At 70.0% G+C, this 24,180-nt stretch carries 20 protein-coding genes; 8 read left to right on the top strand and 12 right to left on the bottom strand.

Annotation, left to right across the window (positions count from 1 at the left end):
- Window positions 1–237: 237 nt before the first annotated feature.
- Window positions 238–1,605 (top strand): protein kinase, encoded by a 1,368-nt coding sequence (locus JAO81_RS13980; RefSeq protein WP_199548156.1) that lies wholly within the window; start codon window positions 238–240, stop codon window positions 1,603–1,605.
- Between the two features lie 147 nt (window positions 1,606–1,752).
- Window positions 1,753–2,364 carry a hypothetical protein gene (locus JAO81_RS13975; RefSeq protein ID WP_199548155.1) on the top strand — a complete coding sequence of 204 codons (612 nt, stop codon included), beginning with the start codon at window positions 1,753–1,755 and terminating at the stop codon, window positions 2,362–2,364.
- A gap of 283 nt (window positions 2,365–2,647) precedes the next feature.
- Here JAO81_RS13975 and JAO81_RS13970 read toward each other — a convergent pair whose 3' ends face one another.
- Both JAO81_RS13970 and JAO81_RS13965 read right to left on the bottom strand, forming a co-directional pair.
- Window positions 2,648–3,127: a hypothetical protein gene (locus tag JAO81_RS13970; RefSeq protein WP_199548154.1), complete on the bottom strand. Its 480-nt coding sequence runs from the start codon at window positions 3,125–3,127 to the stop codon at window positions 2,648–2,650.
- Window positions 3,128–3,515: 388 nt separating this feature from the next.
- Entirely contained in the window at window positions 3,516–4,511 is a 996-nt protein-coding gene (locus tag JAO81_RS13965) for a LacI family DNA-binding transcriptional regulator (protein WP_199548153.1), read from the bottom strand.
- Between the two features lie 120 nt (window positions 4,512–4,631).
- Between JAO81_RS13965 and JAO81_RS13960 the strand changes: the two genes are divergently transcribed.
- Together JAO81_RS13960 and JAO81_RS13955 are read left to right on the top strand one after the other, a co-directional pair.
- Window positions 4,632–5,387 (top strand): sugar phosphate isomerase/epimerase, encoded by a 756-nt coding sequence (locus tag JAO81_RS13960; RefSeq protein ID WP_199548152.1) that lies wholly within the window; start codon window positions 4,632–4,634, stop codon window positions 5,385–5,387.
- Window positions 5,384–6,541, top strand: coding sequence for a Gfo/Idh/MocA family protein (locus tag JAO81_RS13955; protein ID WP_199548151.1), 1,158 nt, complete (start codon window positions 5,384–5,386; stop codon window positions 6,539–6,541). Before JAO81_RS13960 ends, JAO81_RS13955 begins: the two co-directional genes overlap by 4 nt.
- A 7-nt stretch (window positions 6,542–6,548) precedes the next feature.
- Here the strand turns inward: JAO81_RS13955 and JAO81_RS13950 are convergent, their stop codons facing one another.
- Together JAO81_RS13950 and JAO81_RS13945 are read right to left on the bottom strand one after the other, a co-directional pair.
- Window positions 6,549–7,613, bottom strand: coding sequence for an MBL fold metallo-hydrolase (locus tag JAO81_RS13950; RefSeq protein WP_199548150.1), 1,065 nt, complete (start codon window positions 7,611–7,613; stop codon window positions 6,549–6,551).
- Window positions 7,614–7,696: 83 nt separating this feature from the next.
- Window positions 7,697–8,590 (bottom strand): serine hydrolase, encoded by an 894-nt coding sequence (locus tag JAO81_RS13945; RefSeq protein WP_199548149.1) that lies wholly within the window; start codon window positions 8,588–8,590, stop codon window positions 7,697–7,699.
- A 39-nt stretch (window positions 8,591–8,629) separates the two neighbouring features.
- On the opposite strand from JAO81_RS13945, the gene JAO81_RS13940 reads away from it, so the two are divergent.
- Window positions 8,630–9,598, top strand: a complete 969-nt coding sequence (locus tag JAO81_RS13940; protein WP_199548232.1) for a LysR family transcriptional regulator — start codon at window positions 8,630–8,632, stop codon at window positions 9,596–9,598.
- Window positions 9,599–9,616: 18 nt separating this feature from the next.
- On the opposite strand, the gene JAO81_RS13935 is transcribed toward JAO81_RS13940, so the two are convergent.
- Window positions 9,617–11,401: a bifunctional sugar phosphate isomerase/epimerase/4-hydroxyphenylpyruvate dioxygenase family protein gene (locus JAO81_RS13935; protein ID WP_199548148.1), complete on the bottom strand. Its 1,785-nt coding sequence runs from the start codon at window positions 11,399–11,401 to the stop codon at window positions 9,617–9,619.
- Between the two features lie 54 nt (window positions 11,402–11,455).
- Window positions 11,456–12,346: a shikimate dehydrogenase gene (locus tag JAO81_RS13930; protein ID WP_199548147.1), complete on the bottom strand. Its 891-nt coding sequence runs from the start codon at window positions 12,344–12,346 to the stop codon at window positions 11,456–11,458.
- 154 nt (window positions 12,347–12,500) lie between these two features.
- On the opposite strand from JAO81_RS13930, the gene JAO81_RS13925 reads away from it, so the two are divergent.
- Window positions 12,501–13,193 carry a TetR/AcrR family transcriptional regulator gene (locus JAO81_RS13925; RefSeq protein WP_199548146.1) on the top strand — a complete coding sequence of 231 codons (693 nt, stop codon included), beginning with the start codon at window positions 12,501–12,503 and terminating at the stop codon, window positions 13,191–13,193.
- A 218-nt stretch (window positions 13,194–13,411) separates the two neighbouring features.
- Complete coding sequence (locus JAO81_RS13920; protein ID WP_199548145.1) at window positions 13,412–14,779, top strand: MFS transporter; 1,368 nt, start codon at window positions 13,412–13,414, stop codon at window positions 14,777–14,779.
- A gap of 155 nt (window positions 14,780–14,934) precedes the next feature.
- Here the strand turns inward: JAO81_RS13920 and JAO81_RS13915 are convergent, their stop codons facing one another.
- From JAO81_RS13915 to JAO81_RS13890, 6 genes are all read right to left on the bottom strand, one after another.
- Window positions 14,935–16,863, bottom strand: a complete 1,929-nt coding sequence (locus JAO81_RS13915; RefSeq protein ID WP_199548144.1) for a PHB depolymerase family esterase — start codon at window positions 16,861–16,863, stop codon at window positions 14,935–14,937.
- An 85-nt stretch (window positions 16,864–16,948) separates the two neighbouring features.
- Complete coding sequence (locus JAO81_RS42435; protein WP_199548143.1) at window positions 16,949–17,941, bottom strand: ThuA domain-containing protein; 993 nt, start codon at window positions 17,939–17,941, stop codon at window positions 16,949–16,951.
- 11 nt (window positions 17,942–17,952) lie between these two features.
- Entirely contained in the window at window positions 17,953–20,109 is a 2,157-nt protein-coding gene (locus tag JAO81_RS13905) for a PQQ-binding-like beta-propeller repeat protein (RefSeq protein WP_199548142.1), read from the bottom strand.
- Between the two features lie 221 nt (window positions 20,110–20,330).
- Window positions 20,331–21,332 carry a citryl-CoA lyase gene (locus JAO81_RS13900; protein WP_199548141.1) on the bottom strand — a complete coding sequence of 334 codons (1,002 nt, stop codon included), beginning with the start codon at window positions 21,330–21,332 and terminating at the stop codon, window positions 20,331–20,333.
- Window positions 21,329–22,543: a CaiB/BaiF CoA-transferase family protein gene (locus JAO81_RS13895; protein WP_199548140.1), complete on the bottom strand. Its 1,215-nt coding sequence runs from the start codon at window positions 22,541–22,543 to the stop codon at window positions 21,329–21,331. The genes JAO81_RS13900 and JAO81_RS13895 overlap by 4 nt, the downstream gene beginning before the upstream one ends.
- Before the next feature lie 36 nt (window positions 22,544–22,579).
- Complete coding sequence (locus JAO81_RS13890; RefSeq protein WP_199548139.1) at window positions 22,580–23,362, bottom strand: IclR family transcriptional regulator; 783 nt, start codon at window positions 23,360–23,362, stop codon at window positions 22,580–22,582.
- Between the two features lie 141 nt (window positions 23,363–23,503).
- On the opposite strand from JAO81_RS13890, the gene JAO81_RS13885 reads away from it, so the two are divergent.
- On the top strand, window positions 23,504–24,180 hold a 677-nt coding region (locus JAO81_RS13885; RefSeq protein WP_199548138.1), incomplete at its 3' end, for an aldehyde dehydrogenase family protein.

Below are 24,180 nucleotides of genomic sequence, written 5' to 3'. Positions count from 1 at the left end.
GCCGACGCCGACGCCATCGCCAGGCGTACGGGAGGTCGGTGGTCAAGCGGCACACACGGAGCGGCGCCGGACGCTGTACGACGACGCGTGGGAGATCCGGGACGACATGGTCCTCCCAGGTGGGTTGCCAGTCCCCAACCACCCCAGTTATTGCATGGATCAGGCCGGATTCTGTGAACCCTGGCAACATCATCACCATTACTGACCCGGCGGTAGCACAGATGAGGGGCGGGGGCTGTGGCCCAAGGGGTGGAAGGCTTACTGATAGGCGGCCGCTTCCGGTTGTCGCACGTCCTGGGCACAGGTGGCTTCGGCCGGGTCTGGGCGGCCAAGGACATCGAGTTCCAAACCGACGTCGCTATCAAGGAGTTGGTCCTGGAGCAGGGCCTGGCCGGCAGGGAGCGGGAAGACCGCCTGAGCCGGGCCAGACGCGAGGCGCGCAACGCAGCAAAGCTCCGGGACCACCCGAACATCGTCAGCGTCCACGACGTCGTCATCCTGGATGAGGCGCCCTGGATCGTGATGCAGCTGGTGACCGGTGGCACTCTCCAGGAACACCTCGTCAAGAAGAAGCGCCTGTCGGTGGGCCGTACCGGGCAGATCGCCGAGGCACTCCTGCGGGCCCTCCAAGCGGCCCACCAGCGGGGCATCGTCCACCGGGACGTGAAGCCCGCCAACGTCATGGAGACAGCCGACCGCACCGTCCTGCTCACCGACTTCGGCATCGCGATCAGCCAGGGCGACTCCACGCTCACCGCGACCGGCATGGTCATCGGCTCCCTGCCCTACCTCTCGCCGGAGCGGGCCCAGGGTTTGAAGGCGCAGGCACCCAGCGACCTGTTCGCCCTGGGCACAACCCTGTACGAAACCGTGGAGGGCGTCTGCCCCTTCAAGCGTGAGAGCCCGGCGGGCTCGCTCCACGCCGTCGCGTTCGAGGACGTACCGCCAATGAAGCGCGCAGGCAGACTGCAACCCCTGATCGAAGCACTCCTGGAGAAAAACCCGGCCGACCGCCCGACCGCCACCGAAGCCCTCGAACTGCTCAAGTCATCGGCCCAGAAGGCCAAACGGGACAGCGAGTCACAGTTCAGGCCGCTCCCCGAACCGAAAGCAGCGCCTCCGGCGGGATCCAAGACCGCCGTCCGCTCGACGTCGGCACCCAAACCCAAGCCCGAGCCGACGTCAGATGAAAGGCCACGGCCGGACAACAAGTCGCAGGACTCTCCTGCTGGTGCGGCATTCGTTCCCGACTCCACGAAGCCCTCAAAGGAGAGCGACTGGGCGGGCGACCTGACCCTCCTCGCTATTGCCTTCGGCGTGCTGCTCGTGCTCTACACGAGCTATGAATCCTTCGCGAACTGGGTCAGTGGCGGCCTCAACGGCGACGTGGCCTCCGCCGAGAAAGGCGACTGCGTCCACGAAACCGGCGAGCAGGAATGGGTCGAGGTCCCCTGCTGGTCCGCTGCCACCAAGTACAGCGTCGTCATTCAGGGCGAATGCCTCTCCATGTGGTCCTATCGCACGGTAGCGACCGGGACTACGAGCGAGGACGGCTATTCCAGCGTGATTCTGTGCGTCAAACCCTACGACGCCACTGACGACTGACATCTCTGGACCAGGTGGCGTTGGTTCCACGGCGGCGCGTGGCTCACAGGCGCGACAGCCCGGGGTTGTTCAGGAGCAGGTTTCCACCGGGTGGAACAGGCACGGAGAACCTTGACAGCACACCCGCCCACGGCCGAGTCTCAGCCCATGAGTCACCCACTCAGCACAGACATCCAACAGGCCGCAGAACAACAGAAGTTGGGGGAGCATACGCACACCTTCCTGCCCTCGTGGAAGAAGGACCCCGTAACACGGTTTGATATTTACACGTACGGCGTGACCGCCGCGTACCGCGAGGGAGGTGTCGGCGCGATCCGCTGGGGCCACATGAATGTCTTCGAGGAGATATACAGCCGCGGCGGTGTCGTATCCCGCAACTACCAGATGACCGGAAACAACTACGGCATCTACCTGGGAAACTGGAAAAGCGCCCCAGAGTTCGCCCCGATCATCATCCAGGAGACAACGGCCGTATGGGTGCCGTTCGAGATCAAGCGACTCACGGACGGTGAAACCTGGAACCTTCACAGCATCCCCGGTAAATCCCGTTCAGTCGTCGCCATGACCAGCGAGGGAATCACTCTGGGGAAGACCTTCAGCCCATGGAGCACCGTACGCGAGGTAGGAATTAGCGCCGGATCGCTGTACGTGAAAGTCACCGGAAAAATGACCCCCATCGCGTTTGGAGCAATGCACATTCCGAACGTTCACGCGGCACTGCTCGTGGCAAAACACTTCCAGCGCCAAGCCGGCTACTGAGGCTTTTCCATCGTCATGCTGACGCATGGTGAAGGACGAGGACGGCTTCACGATATCGGTGATGCGCGCGTCGAGGGCCGCGAGGGCGCCGCCGCCGCGTCGGAGGCGGTCGGCCTTGCCCAGGGCCCTGGACAAAGGCGGCCGGCGGCCGTAGTTGCTCTCTCGGCAGGTTGTCCAGTGAGGCTCGGGTTTCCGCGGGTGAGCGTGGTGCGGGCGTGGTGGTTGGTGGAGTGCTGGCCACCCCGAGAGCTCGGGGTGGCCAGGGTGTTCTCGTCGATCAGGGTCAGATGAGCTGTGTCCTACCAAGGCTTTCGGTGTCTTCGGTGCCGGTGGCGGCTGCCTGCGCATACCTCGAGGCACTCGTGGTGACGGTCTTTCCGTAGCACACGGACCAGGAGTTCGCGCCGACTCCTGACTTGGCGCAGTGCCAGGTGCCGCCCTGCCAGACGCCGGCGGAGTTGTAGAGGCTGACGGTGGCCGAGACGCGGTAGAGGCTGTCTCGGTTGTTACGTACGATCACCGCGCCTTGTACGGAGCCGCCGCTCGCTGACCTGATCACGCAGACCTGCGCGCCGACACTGGTGTCGAGACTTACGGTGCTGGCGCATTTCCACGTGCTGGAGCTGGAGGTGATCGGGTTCGTGTTGCCGTAGGCACGCCAGCTGCCGTCGTCGGCAGAGGCGGATCCGGCGGTTGCCAGGCCGAGTCCGATGGTGGCGGTGAGGGTGGCCGTGGTTCCTGCGAGCAGCCGTGCAAGTCGCATGTGGTTGCCTTCCGTTTCTGTTCTGGGTTCCGCGCGGTCGGTGCGTGAACTGGTGCCAGACGGGGCGGCCATGGCAGTTGGCGGACTACCGGCAAGAGGTCGTGTTGCTCCCGGTGCCGACCAGGGCATGCACGTGAGGTTGCAGGCACAGCTTTGCGGTCCGGCCCTGCACAGACCTTGCACGAACCTGGAACCTGGACGTGGGCCTGGGTATGCGGGGCAGGACGGGGCAACCCTGGCTGCCTTCGGCTCCGCAGTACCCCACGTCGCCGTGGCCCTCGGTGGTGTGCGGGCTCGTGCGGTGCTCCGGTCGCCTGTCAGGTCGTACGCGGCCAACAGGCCCTGTCCCGCCGTGCTCAGGCGCCGCCGCGCTCAGGCGCCACCGTGCTCAGGCGCCGCCGTACCTGGGCGCCGCCGTGCTGTCCCTGATCACCAGGGTCGTCGCGAGTTCCACCTGGTACGGCTGGACCGCGCTGCCCGCGACGGCGAGCCGGAGCATGCGGAAAGCCGTCGCCGCCATGGCCTCCAGCGGCTGACGCACCGTGGTGAGCGCGGGCGCCGCCCACGCGGCCACCGACACGTCGTCGAACCCGGTCACACTCATGTCCGCCGGCGCTCGCAGTCCTCGTTCGGCCAGCGCCTGGAGCACGCCGAATGCCTGCCCGTCGTTGCCCGCGACGATCGCGGTCGGCGGCTCGGGCAGGTCGAGCAGCGCCAGCGCCTGGGCATGTCCGGCCGCGGGGCAGAACTCGCCGCTGCGCACCAGAGCCTTGTCCACCCCCACCGAGGCCTGCAGCAAGGCGGCGCGGTACCCGTCCAGCCGGGCACGGGCCGACCAGACGCTCAACTGGCCTGAGATCACGGCGATACGGCGATGGCCGAGCTCGAGCAGATGACGGGTCGCGCTCAGCCCGCCCTGCCAGTTGGTGGAGGCCACCGACCGCACCGAGGGTTCGGGCTCCACCGGGGGATCGATCACCACCAGCGGAACCCCCTTGGCCGCCAGCCGCTCCCGGACCACCGAGTCGGGCAGGTGGTGCACGGTCAGCACGCCGTCCGTGCCGCGGGCGACGATCTTGTCCAGGACCGCGCCGAGGCCGTCGCCGTGCGGCGGGGCGGTGTTGACCACGATGCGGCAGTCCTGCTCGGCGGCCGCGCTCACCGCCCCGGCCACCAGGGCGTCCGCCCAGGGGCTGTGCAGTGTGCCGATGACGAGGTCGACCAGGCCGCTGCGGCGCGGGGTGCGATAGCCGTGCTCGGCCAGCAGCCGGCCGACGCGTTCCCGGGTCGTGGGAGCCACGTCGGTGCGGCCGTTGAGGACCTTCGACACCGTCGACACGGACACACCCGCCTGCACCGCGAGCTCGCTCAGGGTGGACCGCATGCGCCGCTCCTCGCCAGGGCAGTTTTTCGAAAACCTCCCGCGCACTGTACGCCCGTTGACCTGGACACAGCAGCTCCGTACCGTCGAAAGCGAGCGAAAACTTATCGAAAAGAGAGATCAATGGCCGTACCCCTGACGGCAGTTCAGCTCTACTCGCTGCGCGACGAGCTCACCTCCGACCGCAAAGGCACGCTCGGCGCCCTCGCCTCCTTCGGATACCGGGCGGTCGAGTGCCACGACGCCCTGACCGACCCCCAGGCCCTGCGCGCCGACCTGGACGCCGCCGGGCTCACCGCCTGCAGCGCACATGTGCCCGCCCTCACCGACCAGGCGCAGGCCGCCTTCCATGGGGCCCGCACCCTTGGCGCGAAGAGCGTCGTCGTGCCGATCCAGCCACCCGAGCGATTCACCGACGCCGATGGCGTACGAGATCTCGCTCGCGAACTCAACGATGCGGCCGCCCGCGCGGCCGACCACGGCCTCGAACTCGGCTACCACAACCATGACTTCGAGCTCGCTCAGCACATCGGCGGCGTCCCCGCCCTGGAGGTACTCGCGGACCAGCTGGACGAGGCCGTGTTCCTCGAGGTCGACGTCTATTGGGCCGCCGTCGGCGGCCAGGACGTTCCCGAGCTGCTGCGCCGCCTCGGCGAGCGGGTCACCCATCTGCACGTCAAGGACGGCCCCGTCACCAACGACGATCCGATGACGGCCGTCGGCGCCGGCCGGATGCCGATCGCCGACATCCTCGCGGCCCAGCCGTCCGTACGCCTGCACATCGTCGAACTCGACCGGTGCGCCACCGACATGCTCACCGCCGTCAAGATGAGCTACGACTGGCTGCGGGACCATCACAACGCGCGGGGGCCGCGATGAGCGACCCGCTCGGCATCGCCGTGATCGGCTGCGGCACGATCAGCGACCAGTACCTGCGCAACCTCACCGCCTTCGCGGACTTGCGCGTCCTGTTCTGCGCCGACCTCGACACCGAACGCGCCCGCGCGCAGGCACAGGCGTACGGGGTCCCGGGACATGGCAGCGCCCAGGAGGCACTCGCCCACCCGGGCGTCGAGCTGGTCGTCAACCTGACAATCCCGGCCGCCCACTACGACGTCGCCGCCACTGCCATCGCCGCCGGCAAACACGTATGGAACGAAAAGCCCCTCGCCCTCGACCCGGACACGGGCCGCAAACTCCTCGAGGAAGCGGCCGACGCGGGCGTACGCCTCGGCTGCGCGCCGGACACCTTCCTGGGCGCGGGACTGCAGACCGCACGGCGCCTCGTCGACGCGGGGCACATCGGCGTACCGCAGAACGCACTCGCCCTGCTGCAGGGCCCCGGACCGGAACGCTGGCATCCGCACCCGGAGTTCTACTACCGGCGCGGCGGCGGCCCGTTGTACGACATGGGCCCCTACTACCTGACCGCGCTCGCCACGCTCCTCGGTCCCGCCGAACGCGTCGCCGCGGTGGCCCGGCGCGCCCGGGACGTGCGCACCACCGGCGCCGGACCGGGTGCGGGCACCGAGTTCCCGGTCGAGGTGGACACTCATGTCACCGCGCTGGTCGAGTACCAGTCCGGGCCGGTCGCCTCGCTGGTGTTCAGCTTCGACTCACCCCTCCCCCGGAACGGCTTCCTGGAACTCACCGGCACCGAGGCCACGCTCGCCCTGCCCGACCCGAACACCTTCACCGGACCGCTGCGGCTGCGCCGCGCCGGAACCGACGACTGGACCGTCATCGAGGCAGAAGGCTCCACGGCGGGCCGCGGCCTGGGCGTACTCGACATGGCCCGTGCACTGCACACCGGCGCGGCACACCGGGCCTCGGCCGAACTCGCCCAGCACGTCCTGGAGACGATGGACGCCATCGAACGCTCAGCAGGATCGGGCCAGTTCACCACCATCGGCGGCGCCTTCGACATCCCCGCACCACTACCGGAGGGGTGGACATCAGGAGGCCCGGGAGAGGGAGGGCAGCGCGGCCCAGGCGCACCACATGGACCTCATGCGAACGTCACGAGCGGGTGATGCTTCGTCAGTGCGTCCGCGGCCGCATGTCCCCGCCGTACGTGGTGCGGTAGTCGGGGATGACGATCCGGCTCGTCGGACTCTCCTGGTGGACCTGGGCGACGAACCCGCCCAGGTCCATCGCCGGGTCACGGCGCGGGAGTTCGCTGAGCGGCTCCTCGAAGTTGTCCCAGTGCACGGGTACGACGACGCCGGGCCGGCCCAGCGCCCGCAGCAGCCGGGGCACGTAGCGGGAGGTGGCGGCGCTGGACGGCACCGCGACCATCGCGAGATCGGGGCCGAGTCCCTGCACGGCCCGCTCGGCGAAGTCGCTGGCGCCCATCAGGAACGCCGAAGGTCCTCCGCTTCCCGCGGTCACCTGGAAGGCGAGCGTGTCGCCCTCCGGCAGGTCGCCGATGGTCCTCGGGGCCGCGGCAGGCGGGGCGTTCAGGGTGCCCGGGGCGAAATAGGAGTGCCGCTTGTTGCGGCTGTGCAGGCTCGATACGACCTCGACGGTGATCCCGCCGAAGTCCAGTATCTCGCCGCCCTTCACCACCGAGATCCGCTCCGGATCGACGCCGAACGCGACCAGGAGATGGAACGTGGTCTCGGTGCCGACAATCCGCGCACCTGTGGTCTTGGCGATATGGGGCACATCCGCGATGTGGTCCCAGTGGGAGTGGCTGACCAGGACGATCTCGGGACGGCCGATGTGCTCCCGTACGAGATCGGGGTCGGACCGCAGCTTGGTGCCCGGCTTGAAGCCCCCGTCGAACAGGCCGGTCTTGAAACGGGTGATGTAGGGATCGAAGAGCACCGTCCGGCCGTCGACGTCGATGCGCCAGCCGGACGTGCCCAGCCAGCGAAACGAGGCCGAACCGGCCGCCGGGGCCCCGCGCCTGGCTCCATCGGAGACGGTCGTCGCGGAGGCGGAGGCGGAGGCGGAGGCGGTGGTCGCGGAAGCGGGGGTCGCCGAGGCGGTCGCGGGGATCAGTGGGGCGGCCGCGCCGAGCGCGGCGCCGCGCAGCACCGTACGCCGACCGAACTTCTGGATGTTCCGCTGCGGGCGCTGGGCGCCTGTGTCGTCGTTCATGGCCTCAGGAGAGCAGGGGACAACCCTCGCCGTCCAAGATCAAAACCCCGGAGTCGTCATATGCATCCGCATATGAGTGCACGTCAGAGGCCTTGGCCGCGAAGGAAATCGACGGCAATCCTGGCCGTGGCGCCGATCGCGGAGTCCACCGCCGTCCGTGATGCGGTCAGCTCCCGCGTACGGGCGAAGACGGAGACCGCATAGCGCCCACCATCCGGATACCGGACGACCCCCGCCTCCATGTGAAGACCCGGCAGGGTTCCGGTCTTCGCGGCGACCGTCACCTCGTCGGGGAATCCGGACACCAGGCGGTGCCGGAACACCTGGCGGGCCATCAACTCCCTTACCTGCGCGCAGGCTTCCGGCGGGCCTGCCTCGTCACACCAGACGAGACGCAGAAGCCGGGTGATCTCACGAGGGGTCGCGGAGTTGGTCCGCTGCGGATCGAGTACGCCCATCCGTCTCTTGCGGTCATCCGGCAACGACGGGTACCGGTGGGCGAACTCCGCTTCGTCCCGTGCGCCCACCTCGGCCAGCATCGACTCCAGTACCTCTCGGGGACCACCCACGATCCGGGTCTTGTTGAGCCCGAGTTCCTTGGCGAGGAGCTGAACGGTGTCCAGGCCGACCCGGTCGAGGAGCAGATCCGCCGCCGAGTTGTCGCTCACCGAGAGGGCGAAATACGCGAGATCGCGCAGCGACACCTCGATGTCGTCCGCGCAGCCGGAAGTCCCCCAGCCGCCGAGCCGGTCGGCGGCCGTGACCCGTACCCGCTCACGGGGCTCGAGCTGGCCGGCGGCCACCTGCCGGGCGAACTCCAGGACCAGCAGCACTTTGAAGATCGAGGCAATGACGACGGGCTCGTCCGCGCCGACGGCCACCTCCGCGGTGTCCGGCACGCCACCGACCGGGATCGCATGCAGCACGCCCTCGGCGCCCGCCTCGGCGAACACCTCGCGGATCTGTTTCTCGACCATCGGTTCGCTCCTCACGTAAGGTGCCGGGCTGTGGATCTCTTGCGCCACCTGCGTATCTTCGTCGTCGTCGCCGACGAGCTGCACTTCAGCCGGGCCGCCGACCAGCTTGGCATGGCCCAGCCGCCTCTCAGTCAGGCGGTACGCAGGCTGGAGAAGGACCTCGGCGCCGACCTGTTCGACCGCACACACCGCCAGGTCCGGCTGACCGCTGCCGGCATGGTGCTGCTGGACGAGGCGCGTGAACTCCTCGCCCGTGAGGCGCGGTTGCGGACGATCGCCCGCCGCGCCGGGGACGGCGGCCTGGGCGCACTGCGCGCGGGAGTTCCGCCCGACACCACGGTCGCGACCCTCTCCTCGCTGCTCTCGGCCTGCGCGGAGCAATCCCCGGGCCTGACCGTCGATCTCCAGGAGATCACCACAGAGGAACAGCTGCGGCTGCTCGCGTCCGGCGGACTCGACGTCGGCCTGGTGCACCAGCCCGTGGACACCACCGAACTCCGCCTCGGCCCACAAGTGCGCGCGGAACTCGGTGTCGTCCTGCCCCGTACCTCCCCGCTGGCCCGGCTCCCCGAGATCGCCCTTGGCGACCTGTCCGGCCACGACCTGGTGCTCTTTCCCCGCGCACAGGCTTCCGGCTGGTACGACCGGATCCTCGACACCTGCCGCGCCGAAGGCTTCGTGCCCGGTCGCCTCCGGCACGCGTCCAACCCCGAGTTCCTGCTGGCCCTGGTGCACGCCGGCCACGGCGTCGCCTTCGACCAAGGGCCGGTGGCACGCAAGGAACCGCGCGTCGTCTGGCGGCCGTTGGCGGGCCGCCCGCTGGTCCGGCGGACGACCGGGGCCTGGCCCGCCGGCCGGTCAGCCCACCCGGCAGCCCCCCACTTCGCCGCACTCGCGGCCGGGGTACTCGCCCGCGACCGCACGGCTGCCCTGCACCGCGACGAACGTGCCGGCCCACCGGACGGGCCGCCCCGGCCTTGGTCGGTGGTCTACGAAGAGTCGGGCTGACGCGGAGCACCCGGCCGTTCAGTACGCCGCCGCGCGTTGGGCGGCCAGTCGTACCGGCGCGTTCGGCGCTCCGTAGCCGCGGTATCCCCCGTCGCGCTGGACGAGTTCGAAGAAGACGCGGCCGACGGTGCGCGTATAGCAGTGGCGCAGGGTGCCGTACGCGTCGCGGTCGTAGAGGATGCCCAGCTTCTGGTAGACCGACCACTCTTCCTCGGGCAGTCCGTAGCGGGCGGCCAAGTCTTCGTAATAGTTGGCCGGGATCGACAGCAGGTGTCCGCCGGCCTCGCTGAAGCGGCGGGCGGTGGTGACCAGGTCGTCGCAGGCCAGGGCGATGTGCTGGGGGCGGACGAGGTCGTCGCCCGGCCCGGGGCCGACGCCGAGGGCGATGCGGACGCTGCCGTCGGCCGTACTCACGGCGCGGCTGCGGAGCAGGCCGTAGGGGTCGGCGACGTCGACGCTGTCCTGGGCGTCGAGACCGAGCACGCCGCGGTGGAAGAGGGTGGCCTCGTCGAACTGGTGCCAGGGCTGGGTGAGGGCCAGATGGTCGATGTGGCGGATGCCGTGTCCGTCGGCCTCCTGGCCGGTGGGGTCGAAGTCTTCGGTCCAGCTGGGGAGTTCGGGGCGGCGGGTGGCGCAGAAGAAGAGTGCGGTGCCGTCGGGCGCCGCGACCGAGGACAGCGGGACATCACCGGGCGTGCGGCGGCGCGGCAGCACGGGGGCGAGCAGCGCCTCGGCGCGGTGTGCCGCGGCGGCCGGGTCGGGAGACTCCAGGCCCAGCGCGGCGAGTACGGTCCCGTCGCGGCGGGCGGCGGGCCCGGTGTTGACGAGGATGCGGGCCTCGCCCTGCTCCCACAGGTCCACGGGTTTGCCGTGGTGGCGCCCGGTGCGGGTGAAGCCGAGGGCGGTGAGGAGTTCGGCGGTCGGTTCGACGTCGGTGGTGACGAGTTCGGCGAAGGCGACGCCGGTGGGCACGACGGGGGCCGGTGATGCGTGCACGCCGGTGGATTCCTGCAGCACAAGGAGGGAGCGCAACGCGTCCACGGCGGTGGTCGCCGCGTCCGCCTGCCGGAAGACGTCGTTGAAGATCTCGAGGGAGAGCGGCCCGTCATAGCCGGCGCGCAGGACATGCCCGAGGAAGCCGGCGACGTCGAGACCGCCCTGGCCGGGGAAGCAGCGGTAGTGGCGGCTCCACTGCAGTACGTCCATGGCGAGTTGCGGAGCGTCGGCCAGTTGCAGGAAGTAGATCTTCTCGCCCGGGATGTCCTCGATGGCCTTGGGGTCGCTGCCGCGGGCGAGGATATGGAAGCTGTCCAGGCAGAGCCCGAGTGCCGGGTGGTCCGCGGCCTCGACGATCCGCCAGGCGTGGTCATAGGTGTTCACGTGGCGCCCCCAGGCGAGCGCCTCGTACGCCACGCGGATGTCGTACTCCGAGGCGAGGCCTGCCAGTTGACGCAGCTGAGCGGCGGCGAGGGCGTCGTCGTCGACGGCGTTCGGCGAGACGCTGGAGCAGACCAGGACGGTGTCCGCACCGAGCCTGCGCATGAGCCGGAACTTGTGCTCGGCGCGGCGCAGATTGCGGGCGAACTCGTCGTCGGGCACGGCCTCGATGTCGCGCATCGGCTGGTAGAGGTCGATGGTCAGGCCCAGGTCCGCACAGCGGGTGCGGATCTCCTCCGGGGTGAGCGGGCTGGTGAGCAGGTCGTTCTCGAAGATCTCCACACCGTCGAATCCGGCGCGGGCCGCGGCGGTGAGCTTCTCGGTGAGGGGACCGCTCAGCGAAACAGTGGCGATGGATGTGCGCACGGCAGGCTCCTTCGGGGCGTACGAGGCGGTGGTGGCAGCCGTTCCGCTCGCCGGCTATGCGCCGTACGCGGTGCGCATGGCCGTCTCCTGGTCGGTGATCTCGGTGAAGTGCGCGAGCATCCGGTCGGCGTCGGGCTCGCGGCCGGTGAAGATGCGGAACGCGTCGACGGCCTGGAAGACGACCATGCCGCCGCCGTGCAGGACCGCGCAGCCGCGCGCCCGCGCGGCGCGGATGAGTGCGGTCTCCAGCGGTCGGTAGACGATGTCCGCGACCCACAGTCCGGGGTGCAACAGCTCTTCGGCCAGCGGCAGTCCGGGGTGGGCGGCCATGCCGGTCGGCGTGGCGTGCACGATTCCGTCGGCCTCGGCGACGTGGGCGGCGAGTGTGTCCGCCGGCGCGGAGCGCGCACGTGCCTCGCCGAAGTGCAGGTTGAGGGAGGCCGCGAGCGCGGCGGCCCGCTCCGGTACGGCGTCCACGACGGTGAGCCGGACCGTGCCGAGGGTGAGCAGGGCGTGGGCGACCGCGGCCCCCGCTCCTCCGGCTCCGAGCAGCACGACCCGTTCCATGGCCGCATCGGGCAGGCCGCGCGTGAAAGCGGCGGCGAACCCGGTGACGTCCGTGTTGTGGCCGATCGCGCGCCCGTCCTCGAAGACGACGGTGTTCACCGCGCCGAGTTCTGCTGCCTGCGGGGACAACGCGTCGAGGTGCGCGATGACGTGCTGCTTGCACGGGTGAGTGATGTTCAGCCCGTCGAAGCCGAGGTCACGCGCGGCGCGCACGAGGTCACCCACGGCGGTGGCCGGCCGCTCGAGCACGTCGATGTCGATCAGCCGGTAGAGGTAGCGCAGACCGAGGTGGTCGGCTTCCCTCTCATGCAGGGCAGGGCTGAGCGACGGGCCGACTCCGGCGCCTATCAGGCCGATCAGGTACGTCTGCCGGGGCACGGGCGCCCTCCACACTAGCTAATGTACGAAACGGTTCGTTAGTAATAGCAAGGACGGACCGCTCAGGGAAGAGGCCTGACGGATCCGGCCGACCACGGCCCGGCTCCTACAATCACCGGACGCCAGGCACGTCCCAGCCGCATGGAGGATTGCGATGACGACCACCGAGGAGCCTTCGGCCCGGTGCGGGACACGCATCCGTGACGCGGCCCGCACGAAGGCCGAGATCCTCGCGGTGGCCACCGAGGAGTTCGCCCGCGCCGGCTACACCGGAGCGCGGGTGGACGAGATCGCCGCCCGCACCCGCACCACGAAGCGGATGATCTACTACTACTTCGGTGGCAAGGAACAGCTGTTCACCGCCGTGCTGGAGCACTCGTACACGGAGATCCGCAGCAAGGAACAGGATCTCGACGTCGAGCACCTCGACCCCGTCGCCGCGATCCGCCGCCTCGCCGAGCTGACCTTCGACCACCACGAGGTGCATCCGGACTTCATCCGCCTGGTCAGCATCGAGAACATCCACGAGGCCGAGCACATCGCCGCCTCGCGGACCCTGGGCTCCCTCAGCTCCCCGGCCATCGACGTGCTTCGGCGGATCCTGGACGCGGGCCGCGCGCAGGGCGCGTTCTCGGCGGATGTGGACGCGGTGGATCTGCACGCGCTGATCAGCTCGTTCTGCTTCTTCCGCGTGTCCAACCGCCACACCTTCGGAGCACTGTTCGGCCGCGACCTGACCGCGGCCACGGAGCGTGAGCGCTACCGGAGGATGCTCGGCGACATGGTGATCGCCTACCTGACGGCGCCGAGTCACGGCGACCGCCGACCTCCGACCTCCAATCACTGACCGCTGACCGCTGACCGCTGACCGCTGACCGCCGTATCGAACAACCCGCGCACACCCCTTGACACCCGCAAGCCATGGACCCCAACATCCGTAACCACTCGCTATTAACCATCTGGTGAGTTAATTCGCCTGGTCCGGTGCCGCGGTTACCGCTCGCCCGGCACCCGGCGCCTCCTCCCCGCCACTCCGCCCGCCCGGAGTTCCCCAAGGAGTCCGCGTTGACCGACGTCGTCCCCGCTCCGTCCTCCGACGCCCCGCCGCCGCAGAGCCAGCCGCGCAAGGCCGCGCTCGCCGCCTGGATCGGCAGCGCCCTCGAGTACTACGACTTCTTCATCTACGGCAGTGCCGCCGCCCTGGTCTTCCCGCACGTGTTCTTCGACGAATCGGACCCGGCCACCGCCACCCTGCTGTCCCTTGCGACCTTCGGTGTCGCCTATGCGGCCCGCCCGATAGGCGCCCTCTTCCTGGGCCACATCGGCGACCGCCTCGGACGCCGGAAGATCATGGTCTTCACCCTGGTCCTGATGGGGCTCGCGACCTTCGCCATCGGCTGTCTGCCCACCCGCGACCAGGTCGGCACTCTCGCCCCCGTGCTCCTGGTGCTCTGCCGGGTGCTCCAGGGGATCTCGGCGGCCGGCGAGCAGGCGAGCGCGGGCTCCATGACACTCGAACACGCACCGGCCGATCGCCGCGCCTACTTCACCAGCTTCACCCTCAGCGGCACCCAGGCCGGTCAACTCCTCGCCACACTGGCCTTCCTGGCGGTCGCCACGCTTCCCGAGGACCAGTTGCTGTCGTGGGGCTGGCGCGTCCCCTTCTGGCTGAGCGCGGTGGTCGCCGTCGTCGGCTACGTGATCCGCCGCACCCTGCACGAGACCCCGGAGTTCTCCCGCCAGGCCGCCACCTCCGAGGGGCCCGCCAAGCTCCCGCTCGCGGTGCTGCTGCGCGAGCACTGGGCCGATGTCCTGCGGGTGATCGCCTGCGCGCTGGTCGCCTCGGTCAGCACGATCTTCACCGTCTGGGCCCTGTCCTACGCGACGAGCGACGCGGTCGGCATGGACCGCTCGGCCATGCTCTGGGTGAGCGCACTCGCCAACGTCGTCGCCCTCGGCGCGATCCCGCTGTGGGCCCGTCTCGCCGACCGGATCGGGCGCAGGCCCGTCTTCCTGGTGGGCGCGGTCGGCAGCCCGCTGTTGATGTTCGGCTACCTGTGGGCGATCTCGACGGGTTCGTACCCGCTCTCGTTCCTCCTCGGGATCCTTGCCTTCGGCCTCGTCTACAGCGCGGCCAACGGGGTGTGGCCCTCCTTCTACGGGGAGATGTTCCCCACCCGCGTACGCCTGTCGGGGATGGCGATCGGTACGCAGATCGGCTTCGCGGTCGCCGGGTTCGCGGTGACGTTCGCGGCGCAGATCGCGGGTCCGGACGGGGACAACTGGTTCGCGGTGGCCTTGTTCACCGCGGCCCTGTGCGTGCCGCCGGCCGTGGGCGCGCTCACCGCCCGCGAGACCCGTACCGTCCCCACCGAACTGCTCGGCGCACCGGCCCCCGCCGCCTCGGCCGAGGACCGCGTCACCGTCGCCTGAGCCGCGTAGGTCATACGGGGATGTGCCCGGCCCTCGGGTCGGGCACATCCCCGCAGTGGTTCACCGTGCGCCGCGGAACGGCTTCTTGCCCATCCTGGACTCGATTCCCAACACCCGGACCCGATGCTCGCCGTCCTGGCCACGACCGGATGGCGTCAGGACCTGAGCCGGATCTCGTCGCCCCTCCGGCGGAAGCCCGACTCGCTGTAGTAGCGCGCCACCGTGCCATCGGAGCGGGCTTCGTGGCGGTAGTGCCGGAGGAATTCCCACAGCAGAGGGGTCTCCTCGGGCATGGTGTTGTGCGAGCGGTAGTTGTTCTTCGTGAGCCTGACGAGAGGTGCCTGGGTGCCGGGGGCGTGCCAGGTCCAGGTCTGGTAGCGGTCCTGCCAGCCGCTGCGCGCACCGTCGACGGTGTCGACGTCGGCCAGGGCCAGGCCGCCCGCGTCGAGGTGGTAACGCGCCCACGTGTCGAGCCGGTTGTCGATGCCGTCCCACAGACCGCCCTCGAGAAACGCGAGGTCGCCGAAGCCATAGATCTGGCAGGTGGGAATGGGCCGGTTACGGGCGGGGTGGGCGACTCCGTCGAGGCCCACCGTGCCGGTGGCGTCGGGTGCCACGGTGAACGACGTGGAGGCGACCGCGGCGAAGTACTCAGGGAAGGCGACGGCGAAGGTCTGGGTCACACCGCTGCCGGCCGACTGACCGGTGGAGTAGAACCGGCTGGGATCGACGGGGTACTCGCGAAGCATCACCTCGCGCAGCTGCCGGAAGAAGACGAGGGAGTCCCGGTGGCTCACCGAGACCGAGGTGGCGCTGTACTGCTCGCACACCGTGACGACGACGCAGCCTTCGCGCTCGGCGACCTCCCACCACCCGGCCGCGTCCATGAAGACCTTGTCGGTCTGGCTGTTGCCGGGCCAGACGAAGACCACGGGTGCCTTTCCGCGCCAGATCCTGTGAGCGGTGCGGGGCACGTGGACGAGGTACTCCCGTACCTGGCCCTCGACCGTCATCGTGCGGACTTCGACTCCGAGCCGCCTGTAGTCGGCGCGCTCGTTGAGCTGATTCCCGTACGCGAAGAAGTTCTCGTAGCGGGTGTAGCGGGTGAGGAAGGCGACGATCCGGTCGGTCGTGCGGGGTGCGCCGGGGTCGGTCGGCCGCTGCTCGACCGCGACCTGGGAGATCGGTCCCGCGTGCGAGGTCATCCACCGGCCCGAGCCGTGCCGCTGCCGGTACACCGTGCCGAACGCCCCGTCCCGCTCGCCGCGGTGGAGGGTGTCGTTCGCACGCTTCCAGTAGGACAGGCTCGCCCCGGCGGTGTTCGCGGGGCCGATGTACCAGGTCGGCAGGACGGTCTCGTCGTGGCGGATGCGGCGGAACCCGTCGGGAAAGACCACGGTGGTGTAGGAGGGGGCGGTCCGGCCGTCGAACTCGACGCCGGCGTAGGCGTTCAGGTAGGTCTCGCGCAGCCCGCGGGAGTTCAGGTGGACCTGGGCGATGACCCGGAGCGGGTGGGCGACCGCCCAGGCTTCGAGAGGGGCTGCGCCGAAGCCGTAGCCCACGAGGTAGTGCTCGCCGAAGAGGGAGAAGTACCGGTTGGACTCGAAGAAGCCCATCGCCGCTTCGACATAGGCGAGTTCGGACTCGGCGTCCGTCCAGCCGTCCTCGCCCGGTTCGAGGACGAACAGGCCCTCCTCGCGCTCGTCGGCGGTGTCGCGCCAGCCCGACCGCCGCAGGAACTCGGCGGTGTCGACGCCGTCGGGAACGGCGAGCACCGTGAAGTAGGAGCGGATCGGCGTCTCGGGTGAGAGGTAGACCTTGGCGGTCCGGCTCGTGCCGCCGATGGCGAAGGACTTCTCCCAGTACCCGGTCATCTCCCGCGGCAGTTTGTTGGCACGGGTGTAGTCGTACGAGGGGAAGGGGCGGCCGTCGAGCGGCTGTGCCGCTCCCAGGGGCGGGGCCGGCCGTCGAGCGGAACGGTCGGCTGCCGTGGCCGTGGCGGCGGGCGCTCCCGTCGCCACGGCGGCGGTGACGGCGGACACCGCGGCCCCGCGCAGCAGCCGGCGCCGGTCGATGCTGGTCATGAAAGTGGCCTCCTTGCCCGGTTGTTCCGGGCATGCGTGCGGGACAGGGCGTGTTCCGGGCATGCGTGCGGGACAGGGCGGCGGTTCAGGCGGCCCGGCAGAACGGCTTCTTGCCCATGGCACTCTCGATCCCGCCGAGGATGAGCCCCTGGAACTCCTTCGCGCCGGCGAAACTCCCGTCGGTGGAGAAGGACTTGGCGTCATGGCCGAGGGTCGTCAGCCAGGCGCGGCCTCCGTCGTAGTACTGGCACCAGGCAACCGGGTGGGACCTGCCGTGACCGGGGTGGCCCTGGCTGCCGGTGACGCCCCTGGGCAGGGTGGACTCGTCGACGGTGGCCAGGATGCGGACCTTCGAGGGGGCGGGCACGAGGTTGTACCACTCGTCGGTGAACTCCCAGCGGGCCGGAAGGTCCTTGGTGGAGGTGTCATGGCGGTGCTCGGTGACGACGGTGCCCGGCTGGTTGGCGCTGTGGTCGTAGAAGTTGGCGCCGCCGAGCAGTCCTTCGTACCAGGGCCAGTTGTACTCGGTGCCGAACGCGTTGTGGATGCCGACGAAGCCGCCGCCGCCACGGACGTACTGCCGCAGTGAGGTCTGCGCGGCGTCGTCGAGGGTGTCGCGGCTGGTGGAGAAGAAGATCACCGCGTTGTAGCGGAACAGGCGGGACGGCGTGGCGAGTTGGGTGACGTCCTCGGTCCAGTCGACGGCGAACCCGTTGGCCCTGCCCATCTCCACGACGGACTTCTGTACGACGTTGGTGTCGGCGAGTACGGGGTTGAGGCCGCTGCCGAGCGCCGGTCCGAGGTTGGCGTGGCGGGGCCCTGCGGTGCGGGTGTACAGCAGGACCCGGTAGCCGTCGGTGGCCGGGTCGAAGTTGCCCCAGTCGTGGTAGCAGCGCGGGTTGGTGCCGCGGCAGACACCGTAGTCGGGGTCGCCGAGTTCCTGGGCGCCGCTCGGCCGGTCCTCCCGCTGAGCCGTGGCCGGGTGGCTTCCGGTGAGCAGTGCGGCCAGGATCGTCAGGACGACGGCGACGCCCGCCGCAACAGCGGTGAGGGTGGTGCGGGATCTGCTGATGGCCACGGTCGGTCCTCTCACTTGACGACGATCTTGCCGGTGGACTGGGGGAAGGCCGGGTCGTTGTAGAAGTACTCGCCGGGGGTCGTGAAGGTGTACGTGGCGGACTGGCCCGGCATCAGCAGGCCGGTGTCGAACTCGGCGTCGAAGAACGCCACCGCGCCGTGGGCCAGTTGATTGCCGGCGGGGTTGGTGAAGGTGACCGTGGTGCCGGCCGGGATGCTGAGGTGCTGGGGGGCCATGGCGTTCTGGGCGACGGTGTTCTCGGTCGTGCCCGGCGCTCCGGTCTGGGTGCTCCAGACCCGGCCGAGGGTGACGGTGTTCTTCGCGGTCTCGCCGGTGACGGCCGCGGCGCGGATCTGGTTGCGGCGCAAGGGCGGAACCGGCGCCGGGGCCTGCTCGACCTTTCCGCCGAGTTTGAACGCCCACAGGTGGTCGCCGCGCGGGATGTCGGGGAACGGCAGCCCGTTGCCGCCGGCCAGGACCGCGATGTACTGCTCGCCGTCGATCTCGTAACTGACCGGGATGGTGTTGACGCCGGCGCCGCACTGCCAGGACCACAGCGTCTTGCCGCTCGCGTCATCCATCGCCTCGAGCACGCCGTCGGGGCGGCCCTGCAGGATCAGCCGGCCGGCGGTGGAGAGGATGCCGTTGCCGTGGGCGAGGGACCAGTCGCCCTCCTTGCGCCAGGCGACGGTGTTCGTGCGCGGGTCCACCGCGACGAGGCCGCCGCCGAACAACTCCCCCAGCGGGCGGGCGGTGTTGACGCGTCCGCCGCGGGTGTTGGAGTACGAGGAGTTGACCAGGCCGTAGCCGACGTACACGTAGCCGGTCTTGTGGCTGAAGCTGGGAAAGCCCCAGTCCGCGCCGCCGCCGGCGCCCGGGAAGAGAATGGTGGCCCGGTCCCAGAAGACGTCGTACAGGCCGCCGGCCGGGTAGAACGGCACCGGCTTCGTCGTCTTGTCGAAGCGCGGGTACGGCTCGACGAAGGGTTCGCCGCCGGGGAACGGCTGGGTGGGCGAGGTCTTCTGCAGGGCGTGCTGGGGGACCTTGCGTTCCTCCATGCCGTGAACCGGTTCTCCGGTACGGCGGTCGAGGATGTAGAAGTAGCAGGTCTTCGACCCGTACACGACGACCTTGCGCTTCCGGCCGTCGATGAGGAGGTCGGCGAGCACCGGGGCCATGACGTTGTCGGCGTCCCAGATGTCGTGGTGCACGGACTGGAAGTGCCAGCGCCGTTTGCCGGTCTTCGCGTCGATGGCGACGATCGAGTTGGCGAAGAGGTTGTCGCCACCGCGGCTCGACCCGTCGGTGCGGGGATACGGGTTGCCGAACGTCCAGTAGACCAGGCCGAGTTCGGGGTCGACCGCCGGATGGATCCAGGGGACGGCGCCGCCGGTCTTCCAGGATTCGCCCTCCCAGGTGTCGTGGCCGTACTCCCCCGGTCCTGGCGGGCCCCAGAACGTCCACACCACGTCGCCGGTCCTGGCGTCGAGGGCGTAGCCGCGCCCGCGGGCGCCGGCCGTCGAGCCCTCGGTGCCGATGTAGACGAGCCCGTCGTAGTGCACGACCGCGCCGGCCAGGCCGCCGCTGTTGCCGCCGCACTGGCCGCTGTCGTTGTCGCAGCCGTCGTCGCCGCCGTTGTCCGGGATGATCAGCGGCTTCTGCCAGACGACGGCTCCGGTCCGCTGGTCCAGGGCGTAGACGATGTTGGCGCCGGAGATCGTGAAGACCTTGCCCTCGGCGACGGCGACACCGCGCATGTTGGTGGTCTCGCTGCCCAGGTTGGTCTTCCAGAGCACCTTGCCGGTGCGGCCGTCGACGGCGAAGACGTTCTGCTGGGTGGTCTCCACGTACAGCACGCCGCCCTGGACGACGATCGTGCACTGCTGGTACGCGGAAGTGGAGCCGCCCTCCAGGTTGATGTGCCAGGCGCCGCCGAGCCGGTCCACGTTCCGCTGGGTGATCCGGGCGAGCGGCGAGTAGTTCTGGTTGCCGTAATCCCCGCCCACCTTGGGCCAGTTGCGGCCGGCCGTGCCCAGTGCGGCGGACTGGCCGGGCACGGGAAGCGCCAGCGTGTCGCCGCCGGGGGCCGCGGCGGCCCGGGTTGATGTGAGCGCGGGCAGAGCGGTGGCGCTGCCCGCCGCGGTGAGGAGGAAGTTGCGTCTTTCCATCGGTCAGTTCCCTCGGGTCGATGACGAGGAGTGGTACGGGATCGCTCGCAAGATGGCGGAGGTACGAAGGCGCGGGGTGGAAGAACACCCGCTTGGTCCGCTAGATGGTTTGCGAGTTCCGTGCGATGGTTTCGCGTGACGAAGGGTCACGTTAGAGACGGGTCGGGCCGGGTGACAAGAGGTATGGCCGAGGCATTTCGCCGGGGTTGCCGACCGGAGGGTCAGGAAGCGTCAGTCTGGTCCGCCAGGTGGACCGGGATCATGGACGGCGGCATGGGGCTCTTGTTGCGTCGCCCCTGACCGGTCTCCTCCCAGGCGTGGGCGAGGATGCCGACGCTGCGGCTGAGCACGAACAGACCGCGGGCGAGGGGCGCGGCGAAGCCCAGTTCGGCGTAGATGACCGCGGTCGCACCGTCGATGTTCATGGGCACGGGCTTCTTTCCCGTACGTCCCTGGTTGAGGTACCGCTCCACGGCGCGGGCCGCCCGCAGATGGGCCCCGCGGACGAGGCCGTCGGACACGGCCCGGTCGACGAGGGCGAGCAGCGGATCGCGCCGGGGGTCGTGCGGGTGGAAGCGGTGGCCGAAGCCGGGGAGGTAGCGGGACCGGGCCCGCCATGCACCAACGGTGCGCTCGACCGTGTCCTCGAACTCCGCTTCCGCATCGCCTTGTTCGGCGATCTCACTGAGCAACTGGACACACTGCTGTCCGGCTCCGCCGTGTACGTCGCCGAGCATGTTCACGCCGGTGGCCACGGCGCTGTTGAGGCCGATGCCGCAGGTCGCGGCCATCCGGGCGGCGGCGATGGAGGGGGCCTGCGGCCCGTGGTCGACGCCGGCCACGAGGGCCGCCTCGAGCAGTCGCGCCTGGGCCGGTCCGGGAAGTTCGCCGCGCAGGAGCAGCCAGATCACCTCGACGAACGACGTGCGCCCGATGAGGTCCTGTACGGGATGTCCGCGCAGTTCGACGATGCCGGGCTCGATGCGGCTGACGCCGGTGGCCCACCACTGGGCGACGAGGCCGTCCTGCGGGCCCAGGGCGTCCGAGGGTGCGTTGGGTGCGGCGGGTTCCGCGCGTTCGGCGCGTTCGGCGCGTTCGGCGCGTTCGGCGCGTTCGGCGCGTTCGGCGCGTTCGGCGCGTTCGGCGGGTGCGGCGGGTGCGGCGGGTGTGGCGGGTGCGGCGGGTGCGGCGGGTGCGGCCGCACCATCGCGACCGGTGGTCATGAGCCCAACGCCGGAACGGCCCGCGGTGGACGTGCCCGCCAGCGGGAGATCAGACCGGCGCGGTCCTCACCGTGCTGGTCGAGCAACGGGGGCGGGGCATGGGGCCGCAGCGGTTCCCCGTCGACGAGGACCCCGTTGCCGCTCGCCCGCAGCGAGCGGCCGGATCCGTCCGGATAGGGCAGGTCGGTGAAGAAGCCACGATGGTCGAGCTGCGGCAGCTCCACCGCCTCCGGAACAGTCAGGACGCGGGCCGCGGGAACACCGGCCACCGAGAGCATCTCCTCCCATTCGTAGGCGGTCTTCTGCCGCAGCGCCACCGAAAGTTCGGCGTTGAGGGCGGCCCGGTTGTGCTTGCGCGCCTCCCGCTCCGCGAACCTCGGGTCGTCCACCAGACCGGGCAGCCCCAACAGGCGGCACAGAGTGTGGAATTGCTCCTGCCGGTTCGCCGCGATGTTCAGTCCTCCGTCGGCGGTCTCGAAGGTGCCCGACGGTGCCGCGGTCGCGTTCTGGTCGCCCATCGGCTCCGGATCCACCCCGCTGACCAGGTAGTTCGACACGGCCCAGCCCATCGCGGACAGGGAGACCTCCAGCATGGACACGTCCAGGCGCACCCCGTGCCCGGTGCGTTCCCTGCCGAGCAGGGCCGCGCTGATGGCGAGCGCGGCACCGAGCCCGCCGAGCGAGTCGCACACGGGAAATCCGACCCGCAGCGGCGCGGTGTCGGCGGTCCCGGTGATGCTCATCATTCCCGACAGGCCCTGGATGATCTGGTCGTAGGCGGGGGCCGTGCTCATCGGTCCGGTCTGCCCGAATCCGGTGACCGCACAGTTGACCAGCCGCGGATTGAGCGTGCGCAGCCGGTCGGGGCCGTATCCGAGGCGTTCCATGACGCCCGCGCGGAAGTTCTCCAGGAGGACGTCGGCGCCGCGTACGAGCTCTTCGAAGTCGGCCCGGTCCTCAGGTTCCTTGAGGTCGAGCGCCAGGGACTTCTTGCCGGAGTTCTGGGCCAGGAAGGAGGCCCCGATGCCCTCCTTGTTCAGGTCGGGGTCGGGGCCGAGGGTGCGGGCGAGGTCGCCCTTTCCCGGCTGTTCGATCTTGAGGACCTCGGCGCCGAGCAGCATCAGGTGGTAGCTGCAGTAAGGCCCTGCGAGGACGTTGGTGAGGTCGAGTACGCGGATTCCTGAGAGCGGTCGTTCGGGCCGTTCGGGCATACGCCGGCTCCTTGGCGGGGGAAGGGAGGGAGACGATCACTTCATCGGGTCGAGGGGGTGGTCGAAGCCCTGCTCGGACATCCGCCGGGCGGCGACGGTGAGTGCTTCCGCGAACCGTTCGACGACCGCCTCCGGGAAACGGTGGCTGGGACCGCTGAGCGAGAGGGAGGCGACCACCGCGCCGCTGCGGCCGAGCACCGGCACGGCCACCGCGGTGAGGCCCTCGTCGCGTTCGCCGCGGCTGACCGCGTGCCCGCGCTCGGCCGCCAGGTCCGCCCAGACGCGCAGCTGCCGGGCATGGCCCTCACCGTGCGGGGAGGCGACGGCGATCCGGTGGAGCAGGTCGTCGGCGGCGTCCCTGAGCAGGATCTTCGCGGACGCGCCGGCCCACAGCGGGAGTTCGTCGCCGACCCGCACCACGTGGCGCAGTGGCTGCGGGCTCTCCTGCTGGGCCACGCACACGCGGTGCAGACCGCGCAGCATGAACAGGTTGACGGTCTCGCGCTGCTCCTCGGCCAGTTCGCGCAGCACCTTGCGCGCATCGCCCGGGAGTTCCCAGCTGGTGTGGGCGAGATGCGCCCAGCGCCACAGTCCGGGGCCCGCCGTGTAACCGGCCGGAGTGATCCACAGCAGTCCGCACTGCTCCAGCGTCTGCACGAGGCGGACCACCGTCGTCTTGGCCAGTCCGGTCGCCTCGACGATCTCGCGGAGCGACACCGTCGGCCGGTCCTCGGTCAGCAGCCCCAGGATGTCCAGCGCCCTGCGCACACTGCGCACCCCGGTCGCCTCGTCCGTCCGCTCGTTCCCGGTCTCGTCCATCTGGCTACTCCCTCGGCATCGGCGATGGTGCGGCAACTTCCCTGAACTTTCCTCTTGCCACAGGGAGTTGGCGCCCGTACGTTACCGGCCGAACCACAGAGCAGTCCACCAGTACCACTCAGCGGTTTTCTGGGAGATCACATGCTCGATTCGCTCCTCAAGGCAGGCCGGGAGTCCGCGGTCGCCGAGGCGCCACCGTATGTCGCCGGCCGCTGGGGCGGCGACGGCAGCGTTCTCACCCGTACCGGCCCGTACGTCCGTCGCGAGGTCAGCAGGACCACCGCCGCGACCGGCGAAGACATCGACCGCGCGCTCAGCTACGCACGTACCGCCGCTCGTACGGTGGCTTCGCTCTCCCCCGCGGCACGTGCCCAGATCCTCGACCGCGCCGCACACGCCGCCCTGGCCCACCGGGAGGATCTGGCCCGGCTGCTCGCCCTGGAACTGGGCAAGCCGGTCAAGGACGGGCGGGGCGAGATCGACCGCGTGGCGGACACCCTCTCCGTATGCGCGGCCGAGGCACGGCAGATCGGCGGCGAGATGCTGCCCGTGGCGGGCTGGCAGCGAGGGGTCGGCAACACCGCACTCACCTACCGCGCACCCGCCGGGATCACCCTCGCCATCACTCCTTTCAACGCCCCCGCCAACCTCCTGGCCCACAAACTCGGCGCGTCCTTCGCCGCGGGCAACACCACCTTGGTCAAGGCGCCCCCGCAGGCCCCGGCCTCCACCGCCGCGATCGTCGCGCTCCTTCTGGAGGCCGGACTCCCGCCGCAGGCTGTGCAGTTGCTGCACGGCGGCGGGGAGGTCGGTGCGCT

Origin of the sequence: Streptomyces sp. N35, from assembly GCF_016464295.1 — a bacterium.
Lineage (GTDB): Bacteria > Actinomycetota > Actinomycetes > Streptomycetales > Streptomycetaceae > Streptomyces.
Note: the sequence above shows the minus strand (reverse complement) of the source record. Positions and strands in the feature narration are given on the sequence as shown.

Excerpts from the sequence above, each read along its gene's own strand:
- JAO81_RS13975 (WP_199548155.1), top strand. The coding sequence starts at position 1,753 with ATGAGTCACCCACTCAGCACAGACATCCAACAGGCCGCAGAACAACAG.
- JAO81_RS13970 (WP_199548154.1), bottom strand. The coding sequence starts at position 3,127 with ATGCGACTTGCACGGCTGCTCGCAGGAACCACGGCCACCCTCACCGCC.
- JAO81_RS13965 (WP_199548153.1), bottom strand. The coding sequence starts at position 4,511 with ATGCGGTCCACCCTGAGCGAGCTCGCGGTGCAGGCGGGTGTGTCCGTG.
- JAO81_RS13960 (WP_199548152.1), top strand. The coding sequence starts at position 4,632 with ATGGCCGTACCCCTGACGGCAGTTCAGCTCTACTCGCTGCGCGACGAG.
- JAO81_RS13955 (WP_199548151.1), top strand. The coding sequence starts at position 5,384 with ATGAGCGACCCGCTCGGCATCGCCGTGATCGGCTGCGGCACGATCAGC.
- JAO81_RS13950 (WP_199548150.1), bottom strand. The coding sequence starts at position 7,613 with ATGAACGACGACACAGGCGCCCAGCGCCCGCAGCGGAACATCCAGAAG.
- JAO81_RS13945 (WP_199548149.1), bottom strand. The coding sequence starts at position 8,590 with ATGGTCGAGAAACAGATCCGCGAGGTGTTCGCCGAGGCGGGCGCCGAG.
- JAO81_RS13925 (WP_199548146.1), top strand. The coding sequence starts at position 12,501 with ATGACGACCACCGAGGAGCCTTCGGCCCGGTGCGGGACACGCATCCGT.
- JAO81_RS13915 (WP_199548144.1), bottom strand. The coding sequence starts at position 16,863 with ATGACCAGCATCGACCGGCGCCGGCTGCTGCGCGGGGCCGCGGTGTCC.
- JAO81_RS13905 (WP_199548142.1), bottom strand. The coding sequence starts at position 20,109 with ATGGAAAGACGCAACTTCCTCCTCACCGCGGCGGGCAGCGCCACCGCT.
- JAO81_RS13900 (WP_199548141.1), bottom strand. The coding sequence starts at position 21,332 with ATGACCACCGGTCGCGATGGTGCGGCCGCACCCGCCGCACCCGCCGCA.
- JAO81_RS13895 (WP_199548140.1), bottom strand. The coding sequence starts at position 22,543 with ATGCCCGAACGGCCCGAACGACCGCTCTCAGGAATCCGCGTACTCGAC.
- JAO81_RS13890 (WP_199548139.1), bottom strand. The coding sequence starts at position 23,362 with ATGGACGAGACCGGGAACGAGCGGACGGACGAGGCGACCGGGGTGCGC.